This window comes from Marilutibacter penaei (genome assembly GCF_014145395.1).
In the GTDB taxonomy this organism is placed as follows: Bacteria; Pseudomonadota; Gammaproteobacteria; order Xanthomonadales; family Xanthomonadaceae; genus Marilutibacter; species Marilutibacter penaei.
Window position 1 is genome coordinate 114,234 of record NZ_JACHTE010000006.1, and the last position, 16,127, is coordinate 130,360.

The following is a 16,127-nucleotide window of genomic DNA, read 5'->3' on the forward strand; positions in this document are numbered from 1 at the left end:
GCGACCGCTACACTGCCCCGATGACCCCCGAACCGCTGCGCGATCCACGCTTCCTGCCCTTCAAGCTCGACCTGGTCGGGCAGCGCGCGCTCTGGGTGCGGCTGGACGCCACGCAGCGTCGCGATGCGGCCTTCCTCGACGAACGTGCGCTGCCGCCGTCGCCGGAAGGCGGCTGGCTGTCGCTCGAGGCCTGGCGACAGGCCGCGCCGGCGGCGAGCGCCCCGGCGGCCGACGCGATTTTCCACATCGGCCATTGCGGCTCGACCCTGCTCTCGCGCCTGCTCGAGAGCTGGCCCGAGGTCGAAGCGCTGCGCGAGCCCCTGCCCCTGCGCAGCCTTGCGGAAGTCTGGGACAGCCGCGGCGACGCGCTGTCGCGTGTATCCGCGGACGATGCGGAAGCGCTGCTCGATGCCGCGTGGGCGGCGTGGTCGCGTCCCTTGCCGCCGCGCTCGCGCTCGCTGGTCAAGGCCACCAGCGGCTGCAACGGTCTGGTCGAGCCCTTGTTGCAACGCCAGCCGACGCTGCGCGCGGTGCTGCTCGACATGCCGCTGCGGCCGTGGCTGGCGACGCTGTTCAAGTCGCCGGATTCGATGTCCGATGCCGCATCGGCGGCGCCGTCGCGCCTGCGCTACCTGCAGTCGCGCGGACTCGCGGACGGGCTGGCACTGCATGCGATGTCGCTGCCCGAGCAGTGCGCGATGGGCTGGCTGGCCGAGCGCCTGCGCTTCGACGCGCTGGCCGCGGGACCGCTTGGCCATCGCGTGCTGCGAGTCGACTTCGAAACGCTGCTGGACGCGCCGGGACCGACGCTCGCCACGATCGCCGATCACCTCGGCCTGGCCGCGGAGGGCGTGGCGGTCGCCGTCACCTCACCGGCCTGGGGCCGCTATGCCAAGGCGCAGGCGCACGACTACGGCCGCGACGACCGCGCGCACGACCTGGCCTTGTCGCTGCAGCGGCATGCTGCGTCGATTGCCGAGGCGGAAGCCTGGCTGGGCCGCTGGCAGGCGGCGCATCCGGACGCGTCGTTCGGCGGCACGGTGGGCGGTTAGCCCCGCATCCGGCTCAGGTATCGGACCACATCCGGAACAGGTTCGCGCGCAGCGATTCCAGCAGCACCTGCAGCCGCATCTGCTGCTCCTGGCCGACCGCGCCCCGGGCGACCAGCGCGCGCGCTTCGTCGATCTGCACCATCAGCTCGCGCTGCTGGCCGTCGGCGATCCAGCTGTGCAGCCAGGTGATCGCGGCGATGCGCACGCCTCGGCTCACCGGTGACACGCGATGGATGGTGGTCGAGGGGTAGAGGATCGCGCTGCCGGCATCGAGCTTGTACGCGAGCTCCTGGCCGCCCATCTGGATCGTCAGTGCGCCGCCTTCGTACTCATCGGGATCGTTGAGGAACAGCGTGCAGGAGAGGTCGGAGCGGATCGGCGGCTGCGACGGGAACAGCGCCTCGTCGACATGCCAGCCGTAATCCATGCCGGGCTCGTAGCGCACGGTGGTCAGCCGCGCCATGGAGCGTGGCTGCGCGAAGCTCCGCAGGTCCGGATTGCGGAACAGCGCCTCGCGGGCGATCTGCGCGATCCGCGCATTGGCCGGATCGTCCTGGGGCGCCTGCAGGTTGTGCTTGACCTGCGAGCCGGGGTTGGTCGCGCGGCCGTCGCCGAACCCCACTTGCGGCACCAGCTCGCGTACCGCCTGCAGCTCGGCGGCAGTGAGGACGTTGGGCAGCATGCGGATCATCGGCGGGCTCGGCGGTGGGCTGCGGCCATGATCGGCATTCAGCCGCGGGCCGGCAACCGCTCACGGCGGTTCGACGCGCCCTGAGCGAGACTCCGGTATCCCCCGCCTACGGAAGCCGACCATGAACAAGCCGTCGATCCACGACCACGTCGAACACGCACGCCGCGTCGCCAGCGATACCGCGCACGACGCGCAGGCCTGGGCCAGCGACGTCGGCCACGCCCTGCGCCGCTCCGACGCGGCCAAATGGCTGGAAGCCGGGCTGAAGATCGGGGCCTTGCGCACCGGCGCGAAGGCCGTCGGCAGCGTGGCCCGGCGCCATCCGGTGGTCGCCGTGGCCACCGTCGCCGGCATCGGCCTGGTCTGGTACGCCGCGCGGCGGCGCAAGCACCAGCAGGCGGTGCTCGAACACGACGCCGGCACGGGTGCGGCACGGCCCGTGGAAGGACGGGCCAAGCGGGTGGAGGCGCGCCGCGGACGCAGCCGCACGCGTGCGGTGACGCCCAGCGGCGAGTAACGGAGTCGAGTAAGCGGAGCAACGGGGCGAAAAACGGCGAACGGCGCACCGCGCCGGGGGGCGAAAGCCCGGCGCGTCCCGGACGACGGCCGCGCCGCCGCCCCCTACAGCCCCTACAGGCCGTGGATCGTCAGGCCGCGGTGGAGTCTTCCAGCCGCATGCGATCCTGGCGGCGCGCCACCGGCAACTCCACGATGAACCGGGAGCCGCCGCCGCGGCGGGGCTCGTACCACAGCTGCCCACCCGCCTGGGCAATGATCTGCCGCGCCAGCGACAGGCCCAACCCGCTGGAAATGTCGTCTTCCTCGTCGGTCAGGCGAGTGAAGGGCTTGAACAGGTCCCGTTGCTTCGCTTCCGGAATGCCGGGCCCCCGGTCCGCGACCTCGATCTGCCAGTATCCCGGCGCGGCCGCGTAGGCCGTCATGGTCAAGGGTGCGTTGGGTGCGTACTTGATCGCGTTGGTGACGAGGTTCTCGGTGACCTGGCGAAGCACGCGTTCGTCGATCGCGACCGCGGCGTCCGCCAGGGGCAGGCGCAGCTCCACTTCGATGCCGCTCGCTTCGAGCTGCATCTCGTAGCGCTTGTGCAGCCACTCCAGCGTATCGGACAGTCCCGCACGGGCGTCGGCATTGTTGCGGTCGCGCTGGTGCCGGCTTTCGAGATAGTGGTGGATGTAGCCGAGCGCATCCGAGGCGCTCTCGTGGATGATCTCCAGGTAGCGCGGGATCCGCTCCGGCTTGCAGTGGTCCTCGCGCAACAGCTCGCTGGCGAACATCACGCTGGTCAGGGGGTTTTTCAGGTCGTGCGCGACCAGGTTGACCAGTTCCTCGCGCTCGCGGGCCACGCGTTCCAGCCGGTCCACGGTCAGTTTCAGGCCGATATGGGCGTTGACGCGCGCGATCAGTTCTTCGGGCAGGAAGGGCTTGGTGACGTAATCCACCACGCCGGCATCGAAAGCGCGCAACAGCAGGTCGCGGTCGTGCGCGGCGGTCACGAAGATCACCGGGATCCGGGTTTCCGGCGACTGTTCGCGCAGGGCGGCCAGCACTTCGAAGCCGTCCATGCTCGGCATCATCACGTCGAGCAGGATCAGGTCCGGACTGGCCTCCTCGTACAGCTCGAGGGCCTGTCCGCCCGAGGATGCGGTGCTGACCGCGTAGCCCTGCCGGCTGAGCAGGGCGCTGACCACGCGCAGGTTGGCGGCCTGATCGTCGACGACCAGGATGCGGCCTTGGTTGCTGGCGGGAGTCGTCATGCGTGCTGCCCCATGAGCCCTTGCGTCCGTCCCCCCAGGCGCGGAGCGGTCTTAACCTGAATGGAAGCCAACGTTAGCAGATTGTGAGACAAAATCGATGCGCCTTTGGTCCGGCAATACGGATGGAACGACCGTTCGGAGGGTCATTCCGACAGGGTGACCGGCCGATGTTCGCCGGGTGCGAGGCCGTCCAGCGCGATAGGCCCGATGCCGACGCGCACGAGGCGGAGGGTGGGCAGGCCGACCGCCGCGGTCATGCGCCGTACCTGGCGGTTGCGGCCTTCGGTGATGGTCAGTTCCAGCCAGGCGTCCGGAACCGTCCGGCGGAACCGTACCGGCGGGTCCCGCGGCCACAGCCCGGGAGGCGGGGTGAGCGCGCGGACGCGGGCGGGGCGTGTGCGTCCGTCCTTCAGCTCGACCCCCGACCGCAGCGACGCCATCGCCGCGGTGTCCGGTTCCCCTTCCACCTGGACCCAATAGGTCTTGGGCTGCTTGTGGCGCGGGTCGGTGAGGCGGTGCGCCAGCGGCCCGTCATCGGTCAGCAGCAGCAGGCCTTCGCTGTCGTGGTCCAGCCGCCCGGCCGGGTAGACGCCGGGGGGCAAGCCGAATTCCGCCAGAGTCCGTCGCGGCGGATCGCTGCGGTCGGTGAACTGGCACAGCACGTTGAAGGGCTTGTTGAAGGCGATGAGCACGTCGGGCCGGGGCGTGGGGTCCGTGGAACCGGGGGCGAGGCCGTGAAACCCGTGCCGCAGCAGCGTCCTCCGCGACACGGGCCATCCGGCGATGCCCACGTTAAGCAATAATTTATTTAAAAAACAATGATTTACACGCTTCCGTCATGGGCAATGCGCGATCATCCATCGCGTGGCCAGACGGCATGTCGCCGTGCAGCATTGCGACGCCGGCCGGCCCTTCCCCACAGGATACGGAGACTCCACATGAATACCACGAGCCACATCCGCGACGAGAAGATCGAGACCCTGAACGAGCTGATCGAAGTCAGCCGGGACAGCGCCGAGTTCTACGGCGAGGCGGCCGGCAAGGTCGACAATCCGGAGCTCAGGCAGTTGTTCAACGGCATGGCCGAGTCCAAGCAGGGACTGGTCGGCGCGCTGTCCCGCGAGGTCCGCGCCGAGGGCGGCAAGCCGGCGAGCGGCGGTACGTTCCGCGGCCGCCTGCATGAGTTCTATGGCGATATCCGCGCCAAGCTGGGCAACAAGGACTATGCCTACGTAGCCGAGCTGGAGGAGTCCGAGGACCGCATGCTCGATGCCATGAAGGACGTGATCGGCGACGACGGCACCCCGGCCCCGGTCAAGAGCGCGGTGGCCACCTACCTGCCGAAGGTCAAGGCCCAGCATGACCTCATGCGCGACCGCAAGTGGTCGATGAAGGCGCACTGATCCCGCTCGCACCGGGAGCCTTTTGAAGGATCTCCCATCCCCGAGTCCATCCCCGGGGCACGGGGTGGAGGGTGGATGCGGAAACAACGACGCCGGCCCCCGGGGCCGGCGTCGTCGCGTGCGGGCTGGCGGGCTGGCCTCAGTCGTCGGCCACCACGGTCGCCTTCAGCGTGAAGGCGCCGGACGCGCTGTCCCCGGAGCCGTAGGAGTTCACCCGTACACGGTAGGTGCCGGCTTCCCCGGTGCCGGTGACCAGCAGGGCGTTGGTGTCGTCGTCGCCGCGGTCGTCGTTTTCGCCCACGAGCTGCCCCTCCGGCCCGAACAGGATCACGACCGGGTCGAAGTCGTCGGACTTCGCACTGATCGCGACCAGCTGGTCGGCGGCGAGCTCGAGCATGAAGTCCTGGCTGCGTCCGCCGCCGTCGCTCGGTCGCGAGGTGTTGTCCAGACGGCCCTCGTGGGTCTGGCCGACCCGGAGGTTGGGGTCGCCGGCATGGGCGGTGGTGGCAATGGTCAGCGCCGAAAGCGCCAGAACGGTCTTCAGAGTGGAACGCACGCGATCTCCTTTGGTTTCCCCTGTGGTGGTCTCAAGCGGCCCCGGCTGCCCGGGGCCGATGCATTATGCGCGGGACGGGATCCGATCCCTCAGGCGCCCGGCTTGCGGAAGCGCAGCGTCATGCGGTCGCTCTCGCCGATCGCCTCGTAGGTGCCGGCGTCGGCTTCGTCGTGGCGGTTGCTCGGCGGCAGCGTCCAGACCCCGTTCGGATGGTCGGCGGTGTCCTTCGGATTCGCGTTGACCTCGCTCTTTTCCTCCAGGCTGAAGCCGGCACCGGTCGCCAGCTCGACGACGACATCCTCGGTCAGGTAGCCCGAGTCGGCCATCGTGGCCGCGTCGGTGCCGGGCTTCGCGCGATGGTCGACCACGCCGAGCACGCCGCCGGGCTTGAGCACGTCGAAGAACGCCTTGAAGTAGGCTTCGCCATCGCCCGACGCGACCCAGTTATGGGCATTGCGGAAGGTGACCACGGCGTCGGCGGAGCCGGCAGGGCCGAACCCGGGCGCCTTGGGGTCGAACACGCGGACCTCCGGCGTGCCGTAGGCCGCGGCGTTGCCGGCGAACTTCTCGCGCAGTTCCTTGTTGAGGCGGTAGCGGTAGTCCGGCTGGCCTTCGATCGCGTCGTCCCATACCGCGGCGACGTACTGGCCCTCGTCACGCAGGTAGGGCGCCAGGATCTCGGCGTACCAGCCGCCGCCGGGGGTGATCTCGATGACGGTCTGGCCCGGTTCGATGCCGAAGAAGGCCAGGGTCGCGGCGGGGTGGCGATACGTATCGCGCGTGACGTTGGCGGGCGTGCGCCACTCGCCCGCGACCGCATCGGCCAGGGCCTGCTCGGCATTTGCGGCCGGGGTGTCGGCGACGGGCGCGGTCGCCGGGGTCGCGGCCGACGGTGCGTCGGGTGTGGCCGCATCATCGGTGGACGCGTTGCAGGCGGCCAATGCGGGCAGCAGCGCGACGGCGATCGCCAGGGTCAGGGGGCGTGGCATGGCAGGGCTCCGGTCGAATGGATGTCGAAGGGCGTCCAGCCTACCCCAGCCGGGCCGGGTCCGTTCAGGTGTCGGCGGAGAGTTGGGCCGCGTACGTGCGGGCTTCCTCCTGGAGCCAGCGGCGGAAGGCCTGCAGCCCGGCGTGATCGCTCGCGCGGGCCGGGTAGACCAGGTAGTGCGCGTAGTTCGTGCGCATGCGCTCGCGGGTCAGTCGCACGAGTTGCCCGGATTCCAGCAGGAGCCGGGCACGCGTGAGGCGGCCGAGGGTGACCCCCACGCCGCTGACCGCCGCGCGCAGCGAGGCCTCGGTGTCGTCGAAGTTGGCGGCGTAGCGCTTCGGGGGGCGTCCGCCGAATTCCGCGAACCAGGCCAGCCACTGTTCGTTGCCGTCGTCGGGCTCGCCGATCAGCGGCCAGTCCCCCAGGCGTTCCAGGGCCGGCGGGCCGCCGAGCCGTTCGACCAGGGCCGGGCTCGCCATTGGCGCCGCCCACTCGTCGAACAGGTGCTCGCTTGCCACGCCCGGCCAATGCCCGTTGCCGATGCGCATGGCGGCGTCCACGTCGGGATCGCGCTCGAAGTCGACCACCGCCACCGTGGACTGCAGGTTCAGTTCCAGCTGGGGTTGCGCGGCGAGGAAGGCGCCCAGCCGCGGAACCAGCCAGGCGGAGGCCATCGAGGGCGTCACGCTGAGGGTCAGGACGTCGTCGTGGCGAGGTCCGTACGGACGCAGCGCGTCTTCCAGCGCGTCGATGTGCGCGGCGACCCGTCCCAGCAGGTGGCGCCCCTCGGCGGTCAGGTGGACGCCGCGCGCGCTGCGCTCGAACAGCTGCCTGCCCAGGCGCGCTTCAAGCCCGCGGATCTGGTGGCTCAGGGCGCTGACCGTGAGATGCATGCCCTCGGCGGCGCGGGTCAGGTTGCCCGCGCGTGCCGCCGCCACGAACCCCATCAGCGCATGCAGCGGAGGACGGGACATCGGGACTCCAAGACTTGAATGAAATTCAACATTGGCTTGCGTAAATGTCGCTTTTTACTGAAACAGGCCAAGGCTATCTTGCGTCCTGCCCAACAAGGCTGTCCATTCCGGGCGGCCGGCATCCTGGAGTTCCCCATGAGCATCTACAAGGATCTGCTGTTCCTCCACGGGCATGTCACGGATTCCCGCATCCTCGACGACGTACCCGTCCGTCCGGACAGGAAGGACGCTGCGACCGTGAACGCCCGCCGTGCACGCGCCGCCCGCGCGCACCCTGCGGGCGCGGCTCCGTTGCGCTGGCCAGGGGCGGTACGGAACCCCCGTCCCAGCTGCAGCTGAATCCGGCCATACGGCCGGGCATTGAAGCCGGGTGGACGTGGGCACTAAAATTCAGAATGATTCTTGATTGCGGTTGAGGTCCCGGCGCGGCCGGCACGACCGTAGAAGCCCAGGGAGGGGCGCATCGCCCGCCCCCTCGAGGTTTCCCCATGCCCTCCGGCACCACTGCCCCGTCCCTCGCGGCCCTTCCGGCCGCGCTTCGTATTGCCCTGTCCACCGGCCTGCTGCTGGCCGCATCCAACGTCGGGGCCCAGTCCACCGACGGCAACGCCGACGATGCCACCACGCTCGATCGCCTCGAGGTGGTCGGCATCGCGCCCAGCACGGACACTGCGACCAAGACCGATACGCCGATCCGCGAAATCCCGCAGTCCATTTCCGTGGTGACGGCCGAAGACCTGCGCGATCGCGCGGTGCACGGCGTCGAGGAAGCGATGTGGTACGTGGCGGGCGCACAGGGCGGCGGTTACGGCAATGATTCGCGCAGCGACTGGATGCTGTTGCGGGGCTTCACCCCGGCGCGCTACCAGGACGGGCTGGCACTGGCCGACGGTTCGGGCACCGGCATCACCCGCATCGAGCCTTATGGCCTGGAGCGCGTCGAGGTGCTGAAGGGCCCGGCATCGGTGTCCTACGGCGCGATGCCGCCGGGCGGCATGGTCAACTACGTCAGCAAGCGGCCGACCGCGGAAACGCTGCGGGAAATCGAACTGCAGGCCGGCAGCTTCAACCTGTTCCAGGCCGGGGTCGACTTCGGTGGCCCGCTGACCGATGACGGCCGCTGGCGCTACCGCCTGACCGCGATGGCGCGCAACAGTGACGACCCGGTCGACTACATCCATGACGACCGCTACTACGTCGCGCCGGCCCTGACCTGGGCACCGGACGCAGCGACCTCGCTGACCCTGCTGGCGTCCTGGCAGGAGGCCGACACGATGTCCGGCGCCGGGTTCCTGCCGGCCGAGGGCACCCTGCTGCCGAACCCGAACGGCAAGATCCCGCCGAACCGCTTCACCGGCGAACCGGATGCCAACGGCTACGACAAGACCCGCCGCTCGGCCGGCTACGAGTTCAGCCACGACTTCGGCGATGGCACGCGCTTCCAGCAGAGCCTGCGCTACGCCAGCACCGACGTTGAAACCGGTCCCACCGTCGGCCCGTTCGGCTATCTGGGTGACCAGCGCACGCTGTTCCGCTACCTGTTCCCGACCGAGGAGCATTCGGACAACCTCGGCCTCGACAACAACCTGCAGTTCGCGTTCGGCGACACCGTGCGCCACGAAGTGCTGGTGGGCCTCGACTGGCGGCGCGGGCGCAATGACTACGCGTCGGCCTTCAGCTTCAACGCACCGACGCTGGACGTGTTCGATCCCGTCTACGGCGCGCCGGTGGTCCGGCCCGACTACACCAGCCGCACCCTGCAGACGCAGTCGCAGCTCGGCCTGTACGTGCAGGACCAGGTCAGCGTCGACCGCTGGCGCATCACCTTCGGTGGACGCCAGGACTGGGTCGGCACCGACACCGACGACCTGATCAATGGCGGCAGTGCGCACCAGAGCGACGAGAAGGCCAGCGGCCGCGTCGGCGTGAACTACCTGTTCGACAACGGCTGGGCCCCGTACGTGGGCTACTCGCAGTCGTTCCAGCCGACCGTCGGCACGGATTTCGACGGCAACGCCTTCGTGCCGACGACCGGCGAGCAGGTCGAGCTCGGCCTGAAGTACCAGCCGGCCAGCGGCCGCGTGCTGGCCACGCTGGCGGTGTACGACCTGCGCCAGCAGAACACGCTGGTGGTCGACCCCAACCACACGCTGTTCCAGATCCAGCAGGGCGAGGTCACCGTACGCGGCGTGGAGCTGGAGGGCCGCTGGAACGCGGGCAATGGCTTCAGCCTGTACGGCGCCTACGCCCAAGTCGACTCCGAAGTGACCGAGACGACCGACCCGCTGTCGCTGGGCGCGGAAATCCCGCTGCAGCCGAAGCAGGCGGCATCGCTGGGCGCGGATTACACCATCCCCTACGGCGTGCTCGCGGGCCTGGGCTTCGGGGCCGGCGTGCGCTACACCGGCGAGCATTACGGCGACGCCTACAACGACTGGGAGACGCCGTCCTACACGCTGGTCGATGCCGCCGTGCACTACGACCTCGGGAACTGGCGCCTGCAGCTCAATGCCAGCAACCTCGCCGACAAGGAATACATCAGCGCCTGCAACAGCGCCGCGTGGTGCTATTACGGCTACCCGCGCGCGGTCACCGCAACGGCCCGCGTGCGCTGGTGATGCCGCTGCTCGGCCTGCTGCTGGGAATCGCGTCGGCGCTGGCGCTCTATGCCGGCTCCGGCCATGCGCGCGTCGCATGGCTGGGCCGTTGGCAGCGCGGCGGCAGCGCGGCCGGGCTCGTGCTGGCGGGCGCGTCATTGGTCGCGTGGTGCCTGGCGCTGGGCATCGGCGCCGGGCTGTGCGCGATGCTCGGTGGCTGGATGCTGGCGATGATCGCGGTGCCCTATGCGGCCAGCCTGCCGGAGGCGACGCGCTGATGTGGGCGCGTGCACTGGCCGGTGCCGTGCCGGGCTTCTTCCTCGCGGCCGGTCTGGTCGGGCTGGTCGGCTGGTCGCTGCCCGGACCGTGGACGGCGGCGCTGGTGCCGGGGCTGGTCGTGTTCTTCCCGCTGTGGATGGGCCTCGCGGCCGGCGCGTTCTTTTTCCGCGATGGCCTGCGCGCGTGGCTGTGGCTCGGCGGGCTTGCGGTCGCCAGCCTGGCACTGCTCCGGGGCCTGCAGGTTGCCGGCTGGGTGATGTGAGACCGCTTCGATGAAGATTCCAGCCGCCACGCTCCGCCGCTTCACCACCGTCCACACCTGGACGGGCCTGGTCGCGGGCTTCGCCCTGTTCGTCGCCTTCTATGCGGGTGCGATCACGGTGTTCCACCACGACCTGCAGCTGTGGGAGTCACCGCAGGGCCTGCACGCGCAGGCGCAGACGCTGGACGACGCGCAGCGCCTGCTCGACGAGACGCTGGCCCGCCACCCGGCGGCGCGCGTGCACCTCGGCATGGTGTTCCCGGGCCATGAGTACCCGGTCGCGACCAGCTACTGGCAGGAAGCCGACGGCACCTGGAAGTTCGCCACGCTCGAGGACCTCGAAGGCAGTACGCAGCCCATTGGCGGCGTGCTTTCGGAACTCGTCAACGCCCTGCACTACTCCCTGGGCATCCCGGTCGCCGGCACCTGGCTGATGGGCATCGTGAGCCTGCTGTATGGCGTCGCGCTGTTCTCCGGCATCGTGATCCACCTGCCGAAGCTGCTCGCCGACCTGTTCGCGTTGCGCCCGGGCCGCAACCTCAAGCGCTTCTGGCAGGACGCCCACAACGTGATCGGCGTGCTCGGCCTGCCGATGCACCTGATGTTCGCGGTGACCGGCGCCCTGCTGTGCCTGATGTTCCTGGTGATGCCCGCGCTGGATGCGCTGGTTTACCGGGGCGGGCTGATGCCGTCGCTGGCGGGCACGATGGACACCGCACCGATCGTCGCGCCCGCGGGCCGCGCGGCGCCGACCGGGCCGATGGCGATGTGGCATGCGCGCTCGGTCGAGGTCGCACGCGAACGGGGTCTTGCCGACTTCGAGCCGGCCTACCTGAAGCTGGCCAACGCCGGCGATGCTCATGCGATCGTCGAAGTCACCGGCGCCTCGCCGGGTGCGCTCGGACCGCTGGGTTCGATCGCGCTGGATGCGTCCACCGGCGTGTTGATCGCCGACCAGTTGCCGGGCGCGCGCGATGCCAACCACGCGACCCTCGCCGCGGCCTACGCGCTGCATTTCGGCGAGTACGGCAACGCGTGGGTGCCATGGCTGTACTTCCTGCTGGGGCTGGGCGGCGCGTTCCTGTTCTATTCCGGCAACCTGCTGTGGATCGAATCGAGGCGCAAGCGCCGCCAGGCCACGCAGGACCGCGCTCCGTGGTGGATGGCGCGGATGACCGCGGGCTTCTGCATCGGCAGCTGCGTGGCGATCTCGGTGGCGTTCTGCGCGGTCCAGCTGTTGCAGTGGCCGGCACTGGGTTACACGGGCTCGCTGGCGACCGGCGTGTCCGTCGCCTGTTTCGGCAGCTGGGCGCTGTGCCTGCTGTGGGCCGCATGGCGCCCGCCGGCGCGCGCGGCAATCGAGCTGCTCGGCGTCGCCGCGGTGGCGACCGCGCTTGTCCCGGTCGCCCACGGACTGGCCACGGGGGCCTGGTGGTGGCGCTCCCTTTCGGTGGGGAACGGCGCGCTCTTCGCGATCGACGCGGGCGCCCTGGCCCTGGCCGCCGGCTTCGCCTGGCTGGCCCGGGTGACGGGGCGGCGTGCCCGCAGCGGCGAGCCAAACAGCGTCTGGGCCGGCATGGCGGCGCGCCCGGGCTGAAGCCTCGCGGTTCCGCCCCGGGGGCGGAATGGGTACGATCCCCCTAGCCGCGCGGCGCCCGGGGGTTCGGGGGCCGCGCCCATGCCTTGGGGAAGCATATGTCGCAACGTGTCCTGATCATCCTCCTGTCGCTGACCCTCGGATTGGTCAGTGGCGCGTTCGGCTACTCGCTGTGGATCGGGAAGCGCCATGCCGAAGCGCTCGAGGCGGCGCGCGGCGAGGCACGCGAGGAGGGGCGGCTGGCGGGCCGCGAAGCGGCGGAATCCGAGCTCGAGGCGGAAATGGCCGCCCTCAAGCCGCTCCGTATCGAAGAAGCGCCCGCGTCGGAGAACAAGCCCGGCGGCGTGCATTTCGAATATGAATACGTGGAGCCGCGCGACGAGGCCCTGCGTCCGCTCTACGACATGGCGGTGCAATCCGACCTGCTTCACCAGCAGCCGGAAATCCAGGCCATCGACGGCATGTTCATGCTGCCGCGGCCGATCCGCTACACGACGGCGGAGTGCGGCGAGAGCGGCGCGTTCTACTCGGACGAGCGCGGTGAAGTGGTCATCTGCTACGAGACCATGCAGGTGCTGCAGCAGCGCGGTGCCGAACTGGCCGAGGGCAACAAGCTCGATGCGGGCTTCGCGCAGCGCTACCTGGACGCGAACGTCCGTTTCATCCTGCTGCACGAGACCGGGCATGCGCTGATCTCGATGTTGGAGATCCCGATCACCGGGCGCGAGGAGGATGCGGTCGACCAGCTCGCGACCACGCTGATGCTGCGCTTCGCGGGGATCAACGAGCCGACCGAAGTCGTGGCCGAGAACCTGCGGATGGCCTCCAACTGGTTCCTGGCGCGCAGCACCGGCCAGTACAACCTGGACGTGTATGCCGACGACCACGCCCTGGGCGAGCAGCGCTACTTCAACCTGCAATGCCTGCTGTATGGAAGCGATCCGGCGCGTTACCTCGACATCGTGACCCGCGGCGACCTGCCCGAGGCGCGCGCCAAGGGTTGCCCGGAGGAGTCGCGGCGCGTCAGCCGCGCATGGCTGCGCCTGCTCCTGCCCTACGTGGCGCCGAAATTCCAGATGAGCGAGGACCAGGCCGAGCGGGTATTCGAGGAACGCGCCCGGCAACGCGAGCGCAATGCGGATGCGCCGTACATGAAACCGCAGGGCGACGAGGCCGGTGCCGGCGGCGATGCCCCGGTCCCGCCCGCCCCCGCGCGCGGCATCGAGAACTGAGTCGCGGCGGACGTCGCGGCGGAGGCATCATCCCGGCCCCGAACGGCCAAGCGCCCCGGGTGGGGCGCCTGGCGGAGCCGGAGCGGGACGCGTGATGCGCCGCCCGGTGGCGTCACCGCCGGTGGGCGGTGACGGTACGCGGCGGCATCAGCCGCCCGGGTTGAAACCGATGGTGCGACGGGTGGTGACGGTGTTCGGGATCGGCTGGAAGCGCCATTCACGAACGGCGGCCACCGCCTCGCGATCGAACACGCGGGCCGGATTGGAACGCACCACGCGCGCGCTGGTCACCGAGCCATCCGTCCCTACGGTGAACTCGACCTGCACTTCACCCGAGGTCCGCGCACGCATCGCCGCGGACGGATAACGCGGGGCCGGCGTCGAGATCGGACGCAGGTCGGCCGCCGTCGCACGGGCGGGTGCTGCCTGCTGGGCCGGGGCCGGGGCGGGCGTCGCAGCCGCTGCCTGGGCGGCTGCCTGCTCCGCGGCGGCCCGTTCGGCGGCCTCGCGCTCGGCCTGCTGGCGCGCGGCTTCCTGCTGGGCGGCGAGCTGCTGCGCGGCTTCCTCCTGCTGGCGCTGCTGGTCGGCCACGCGCTGGCGCTCCAGCTCTTCCTGGCGGCGGGCCTGCTCCTCGGCGCTGACGCGCTCCTGCTCGAGTCGCTGGGTCATCGCCACCTGCTGCTCGGCGATGCTGGCCTTCAGGCGCGCGACCGCGGGATGCTGCGGGTCGGCGCGTTCCAGCAACGCCGCGAGGCGCGCTGCTTCGGCGAAGTCTTCGCGCTGGACGCTCTGCTCGATCGCGATGACCGTCATCGGCAACAGGTCGGTGAGGGCGCTGGAGGCCGCGGCATCGCCCGGTGCCTTCTCGCGCAGGGCGAGGTAGTACTCGACCGCGTTGTCGCCCGCCGGGGCGTACAGGCGGTTCTCCGCATACGCGGTGCGACCGGCCTCGCGCAGTTCTTCGGCGCTCATCGCGGCCAGCTTGCCGGCGGTGGCGGCGGCCTCGGCTTCTGCCTCGGCCGTGGCATCGGCCACCGGTGCGGCGGCTTCGGCGGGTGCTTCGGCCGCGGGTCCCGCCGCAGTATTGGCGTCGTCCTGGCCGCCACAGGCGGCGATCCCCAGCCCGAGGGCCAACAGAAGTGCGGTCCGGGCGGCCACGGCGGCCCGAGACCGTTCGGATGATGGTCTGAATGTCATTGGTGAAACTCTCCCCTGGAATTCGCGTGCTGCGAACAGGAGCATTAGATCGCCTCCGGCGCGGGGTTTTGTCAAGCGCATAGTGAAATCCATCACAGTTTCGATACCGCGTCTGCCGCAAGCGCGATTCAGCTTCGACCGCATGCCCGCTTCGATGTGGACCGCCCCGCGGGAGGTGCCTTACTTGCCGATGCAGAAGCTGGAAAAGATGTGGCCCAGCAGGTCGTCGGCGTGCACGCGTCCGGTGATCCTGCCCAGTGCGTCGTGCGCACCGCGCAGGGCCTCGGCGGCAAGTTCGAGGGCTTCGTGTTCCAGGTGGACGCGCGCATCGGCCAGTTCTGAGCGCGCTTCGCGCAGGGCCTCCACGTGGCGCGTGCGCGCGGTGAACGCCCCGCCGGCCTCGCCGCCGGCGCGGTCCGCCGCCAGTTCCGACAGGCGCCGGTGCAGGGCTTCGATGCCCTGGCCGGTACGGGCGGACAGCCACAGGGTGTCGTCGGCCGGGGCGGGCGGTGCGTCCAGCAGGTCCGCCTTGTTGTGCAGCCACAGCCGGCGCGGCACGGTTGCGATCGCCGCGTCGACGGACCGTCGCCCGTGCTCCGGATCGCGCGCATCCAGCACGATGATCGCCAGGTCGGCCCGTTCCAGCTCCGCCGTCGCGCGACGCATGCCTTCGCGTTCGATCGCATCGCCGCCATCGCGCAGTCCGGCGGTGTCCACCAGTGACAGCTCCATGCCGTCGACGCGGATGACTTCATGCAACAGGTCGCGGGTGGTGCCGGCGACATCGGTGACGATCGCCCGGTCGCTGCCGGCGAGTGCGTTGAGCAGGGAGCTCTTGCCGGCGTTCGGCGGACCGACGATGACGGCGTGCAACCCGTCGCGCAGGCGACGCCCCCGTTCGGCATCGACGAGCAGCACGTCGAGCGCTTCGTCGAGCGCCGCCAGCCGGGTCCTGAGCGCGGCGCCGCCGAGGGTGTCGATCGGTTCGTCGGCGAAGTCGATCGCGGCCTCCACGTGCACGCGCACGGCGAGCATCGTCTCGGCGATCGCCTCGACGCGGCGCGAGAACACGCCGTCCAGTGCGCGCCGCGCGGCGCGCGCGGCCTGCAGGTCGGCCGCGGCGATGAGGTCGGCGACCGCCTCGGCCTGGGCCAGGTCCAGCCGACCCTCGAGGAAGGCGCGTTCACTGAACTCGCCGGGCCGGGCCCGTCGGGCGCCCCGCGCGACGCAGGCGGCCACGAGCGCATGGAGCACGGCCGGGCTGCCGTGCGCCTGCAGTTCGACGACGTCCTCGCCGGTATAGCTGGCCGGTGCGCGGAACAGCAGGGCGATGCCGTCGTCGAGTGCCCCGCCGTCGCTGTCGCGGAAGCGCACATGGTGCGCATGGCGCGGGCGCAGCGCGCGAGCGCAGACGGCCTCGCCGATGGCACGGGCCCGGGGGCCGGAGAGCCGCACGATGCCGACCCCGCCACTCCCTGCGGCGGTGGCGATGGCAGCGATGGTGTCGCGTGCGTCCGGCTCCATCCG

Annotated in this window: 17 protein-coding genes; 9 read left to right on the plus strand and 8 right to left on the minus strand. The window is 70.4% G+C overall.

All coding sequences use genetic code 11. The annotated features are described in order from the left end of the window. The first annotated feature begins 20 nt into the window (after positions 1–20). Positions 21–1,052, plus strand: a complete 1,032-nt coding sequence (locus H4F99_RS09535) for a hypothetical protein (protein ID WP_182669509.1) — start codon at positions 21–23, stop codon at positions 1,050–1,052. Positions 1,053–1,065: 13 nt separating this feature from the next. Here H4F99_RS09535 and H4F99_RS09540 read toward each other — a convergent pair whose 3' ends face one another. Beyond that, complete coding sequence (locus H4F99_RS09540; RefSeq protein ID WP_182669510.1) at positions 1,066–1,743, minus strand: Fe2+-dependent dioxygenase; 678 nt, start codon at positions 1,741–1,743, stop codon at positions 1,066–1,068. A gap of 121 nt (positions 1,744–1,864) precedes the next feature. On the opposite strand from H4F99_RS09540, the gene H4F99_RS09545 reads away from it, so the two are divergent. Beyond that, the gene (locus H4F99_RS09545) at positions 1,865–2,260 is read left to right on the plus strand and encodes a hypothetical protein (RefSeq protein ID WP_182669511.1); all 396 of its coding nucleotides are present in this window, start codon (positions 1,865–1,867) and stop codon (positions 2,258–2,260) included. A gap of 130 nt (positions 2,261–2,390) precedes the next feature. Here H4F99_RS09545 and H4F99_RS09550 read toward each other — a convergent pair whose 3' ends face one another. Both H4F99_RS09550 and H4F99_RS09555 read right to left on the minus strand, forming a co-directional pair. Beyond that, on the minus strand, positions 2,391–3,515 hold the full coding sequence (locus tag H4F99_RS09550; protein ID WP_182669512.1) for a hybrid sensor histidine kinase/response regulator: 1,125 nt from the start codon (positions 3,513–3,515) through the stop codon (positions 2,391–2,393). Positions 3,516–3,658: 143 nt separating this feature from the next. Beyond that, the gene (locus H4F99_RS09555) at positions 3,659–4,207 is read right to left on the minus strand and encodes a pseudouridine synthase (RefSeq protein ID WP_182669671.1); all 549 of its coding nucleotides are present in this window, start codon (positions 4,205–4,207) and stop codon (positions 3,659–3,661) included. 246 nt (positions 4,208–4,453) lie between these two features. Between H4F99_RS09555 and H4F99_RS09560 the strand changes: the two genes are divergently transcribed. Then, positions 4,454–4,918: a PA2169 family four-helix-bundle protein gene (locus H4F99_RS09560; protein ID WP_182669513.1), complete on the plus strand. Its 465-nt coding sequence runs from the start codon at positions 4,454–4,456 to the stop codon at positions 4,916–4,918. 139 nt (positions 4,919–5,057) lie between these two features. Here the strand turns inward: H4F99_RS09560 and H4F99_RS09565 are convergent, their stop codons facing one another. The 3 genes from H4F99_RS09565 to H4F99_RS09575 all read right to left on the minus strand — a co-directional run bounded on the left by H4F99_RS09565 (position 5,058) and on the right by H4F99_RS09575 (position 7,436). After that, entirely contained in the window at positions 5,058–5,474 is a 417-nt protein-coding gene (locus H4F99_RS09565) for a pre-peptidase C-terminal domain-containing protein (RefSeq protein WP_182669514.1), read from the minus strand. An 89-nt stretch (positions 5,475–5,563) separates the two neighbouring features. Then, positions 5,564–6,463: a class I SAM-dependent methyltransferase gene (locus H4F99_RS09570; RefSeq protein ID WP_220481111.1), complete on the minus strand. Its 900-nt coding sequence runs from the start codon at positions 6,461–6,463 to the stop codon at positions 5,564–5,566. A gap of 64 nt (positions 6,464–6,527) precedes the next feature. After that, a complete protein-coding gene (locus H4F99_RS09575) occupies positions 6,528–7,436 on the minus strand; it encodes a LysR substrate-binding domain-containing protein (RefSeq protein ID WP_182669515.1) in 909 nt (302 codons plus the stop codon). An 18-nt stretch (positions 7,437–7,454) separates the two neighbouring features. Between H4F99_RS09575 and H4F99_RS09580 the strand changes: the two genes are divergently transcribed. The 6 genes from H4F99_RS09580 to H4F99_RS09605 all read left to right on the plus strand — a co-directional run bounded on the left by H4F99_RS09580 (position 7,455) and on the right by H4F99_RS09605 (position 13,403). Then, positions 7,455–7,775: a hypothetical protein gene (locus tag H4F99_RS09580; RefSeq protein WP_182669516.1), complete on the plus strand. Its 321-nt coding sequence runs from the start codon at positions 7,455–7,457 to the stop codon at positions 7,773–7,775. A gap of 149 nt (positions 7,776–7,924) precedes the next feature. After that, positions 7,925–10,054 (plus strand): TonB-dependent siderophore receptor, encoded by a 2,130-nt coding sequence (locus tag H4F99_RS09585; protein ID WP_182669517.1) that lies wholly within the window; start codon positions 7,925–7,927, stop codon positions 10,052–10,054. Continuing rightward, a complete protein-coding gene (locus tag H4F99_RS09590; protein ID WP_182669518.1) occupies positions 10,051–10,311 on the plus strand; it encodes a hypothetical protein in 261 nt (86 codons plus the stop codon). Before H4F99_RS09585 ends, H4F99_RS09590 begins: the two co-directional genes overlap by 4 nt. Continuing rightward, entirely contained in the window at positions 10,311–10,574 is a 264-nt protein-coding gene (locus tag H4F99_RS09595) for a hypothetical protein (protein WP_182669519.1), read from the plus strand. The genes H4F99_RS09590 and H4F99_RS09595 overlap by 1 nt, the downstream gene beginning before the upstream one ends. A gap of 10 nt (positions 10,575–10,584) precedes the next feature. Further along, positions 10,585–12,171, plus strand: coding sequence for a PepSY-associated TM helix domain-containing protein (locus tag H4F99_RS09600; protein ID WP_182669520.1), 1,587 nt, complete (start codon positions 10,585–10,587; stop codon positions 12,169–12,171). Positions 12,172–12,269: 98 nt separating this feature from the next. After that, positions 12,270–13,403 (plus strand): DUF4344 domain-containing metallopeptidase, encoded by a 1,134-nt coding sequence (locus H4F99_RS09605; protein ID WP_246371673.1) that lies wholly within the window; start codon positions 12,270–12,272, stop codon positions 13,401–13,403. Between the two features lie 147 nt (positions 13,404–13,550). Here H4F99_RS09605 and H4F99_RS09610 read toward each other — a convergent pair whose 3' ends face one another. Both H4F99_RS09610 and mnmE read right to left on the minus strand, forming a co-directional pair. Beyond that, on the minus strand, positions 13,551–14,600 hold the full coding sequence (locus H4F99_RS09610) for an energy transducer TonB (protein ID WP_182669521.1): 1,050 nt from the start codon (positions 14,598–14,600) through the stop codon (positions 13,551–13,553). A gap of 180 nt (positions 14,601–14,780) precedes the next feature. Further along, positions 14,781–16,124: a tRNA uridine-5-carboxymethylaminomethyl(34) synthesis GTPase MnmE gene (gene mnmE / locus H4F99_RS09615; protein WP_182669674.1), complete on the minus strand. Its 1,344-nt coding sequence runs from the start codon at positions 16,122–16,124 to the stop codon at positions 14,781–14,783. Positions 16,125–16,127: the final 3 nt, after the last annotated feature.

What these genes read in the sequence shown, in the direction of transcription:
- H4F99_RS09535 (WP_182669509.1), top strand. Translation starts at nt 21, where the DNA reads ATGACCCCCGAACCGCTGCGCGATCCACGCTTCCTGCCCTTCAAGCTC.
- H4F99_RS09540 (WP_182669510.1), bottom strand. Translation starts at nt 1,743, where the DNA reads ATGATCCGCATGCTGCCCAACGTCCTCACTGCCGCCGAGCTGCAGGCG.
- H4F99_RS09545 (WP_182669511.1), top strand. Translation starts at nt 1,865, where the DNA reads ATGAACAAGCCGTCGATCCACGACCACGTCGAACACGCACGCCGCGTC.
- H4F99_RS09550 (WP_182669512.1), bottom strand. Translation starts at nt 3,515, where the DNA reads ATGACGACTCCCGCCAGCAACCAAGGCCGCATCCTGGTCGTCGACGAT.
- H4F99_RS09560 (WP_182669513.1), top strand. Translation starts at nt 4,454, where the DNA reads ATGAATACCACGAGCCACATCCGCGACGAGAAGATCGAGACCCTGAAC.
- H4F99_RS09570 (WP_220481111.1), bottom strand. Translation starts at nt 6,463, where the DNA reads ATGCCACGCCCCCTGACCCTGGCGATCGCCGTCGCGCTGCTGCCCGCA.
- H4F99_RS09575 (WP_182669515.1), bottom strand. Translation starts at nt 7,436, where the DNA reads ATGTCCCGTCCTCCGCTGCATGCGCTGATGGGGTTCGTGGCGGCGGCA.
- H4F99_RS09580 (WP_182669516.1), top strand. Translation starts at nt 7,455, where the DNA reads ATGAAATTCAACATTGGCTTGCGTAAATGTCGCTTTTTACTGAAACAG.
- H4F99_RS09585 (WP_182669517.1), top strand. Translation starts at nt 7,925, where the DNA reads ATGCCCTCCGGCACCACTGCCCCGTCCCTCGCGGCCCTTCCGGCCGCG.
- H4F99_RS09595 (WP_182669519.1), top strand. Translation starts at nt 10,311, where the DNA reads ATGTGGGCGCGTGCACTGGCCGGTGCCGTGCCGGGCTTCTTCCTCGCG.
- H4F99_RS09600 (WP_182669520.1), top strand. Translation starts at nt 10,585, where the DNA reads ATGAAGATTCCAGCCGCCACGCTCCGCCGCTTCACCACCGTCCACACC.
- H4F99_RS09605 (WP_246371673.1), top strand. Translation starts at nt 12,270, where the DNA reads ATGTCGCAACGTGTCCTGATCATCCTCCTGTCGCTGACCCTCGGATTG.
- H4F99_RS09610 (WP_182669521.1), bottom strand. Translation starts at nt 14,600, where the DNA reads ATGACATTCAGACCATCATCCGAACGGTCTCGGGCCGCCGTGGCCGCC.
- mnmE (WP_182669674.1), bottom strand. Translation starts at nt 16,124, where the DNA reads ATGGAGCCGGACGCACGCGACACCATCGCTGCCATCGCCACCGCCGCA.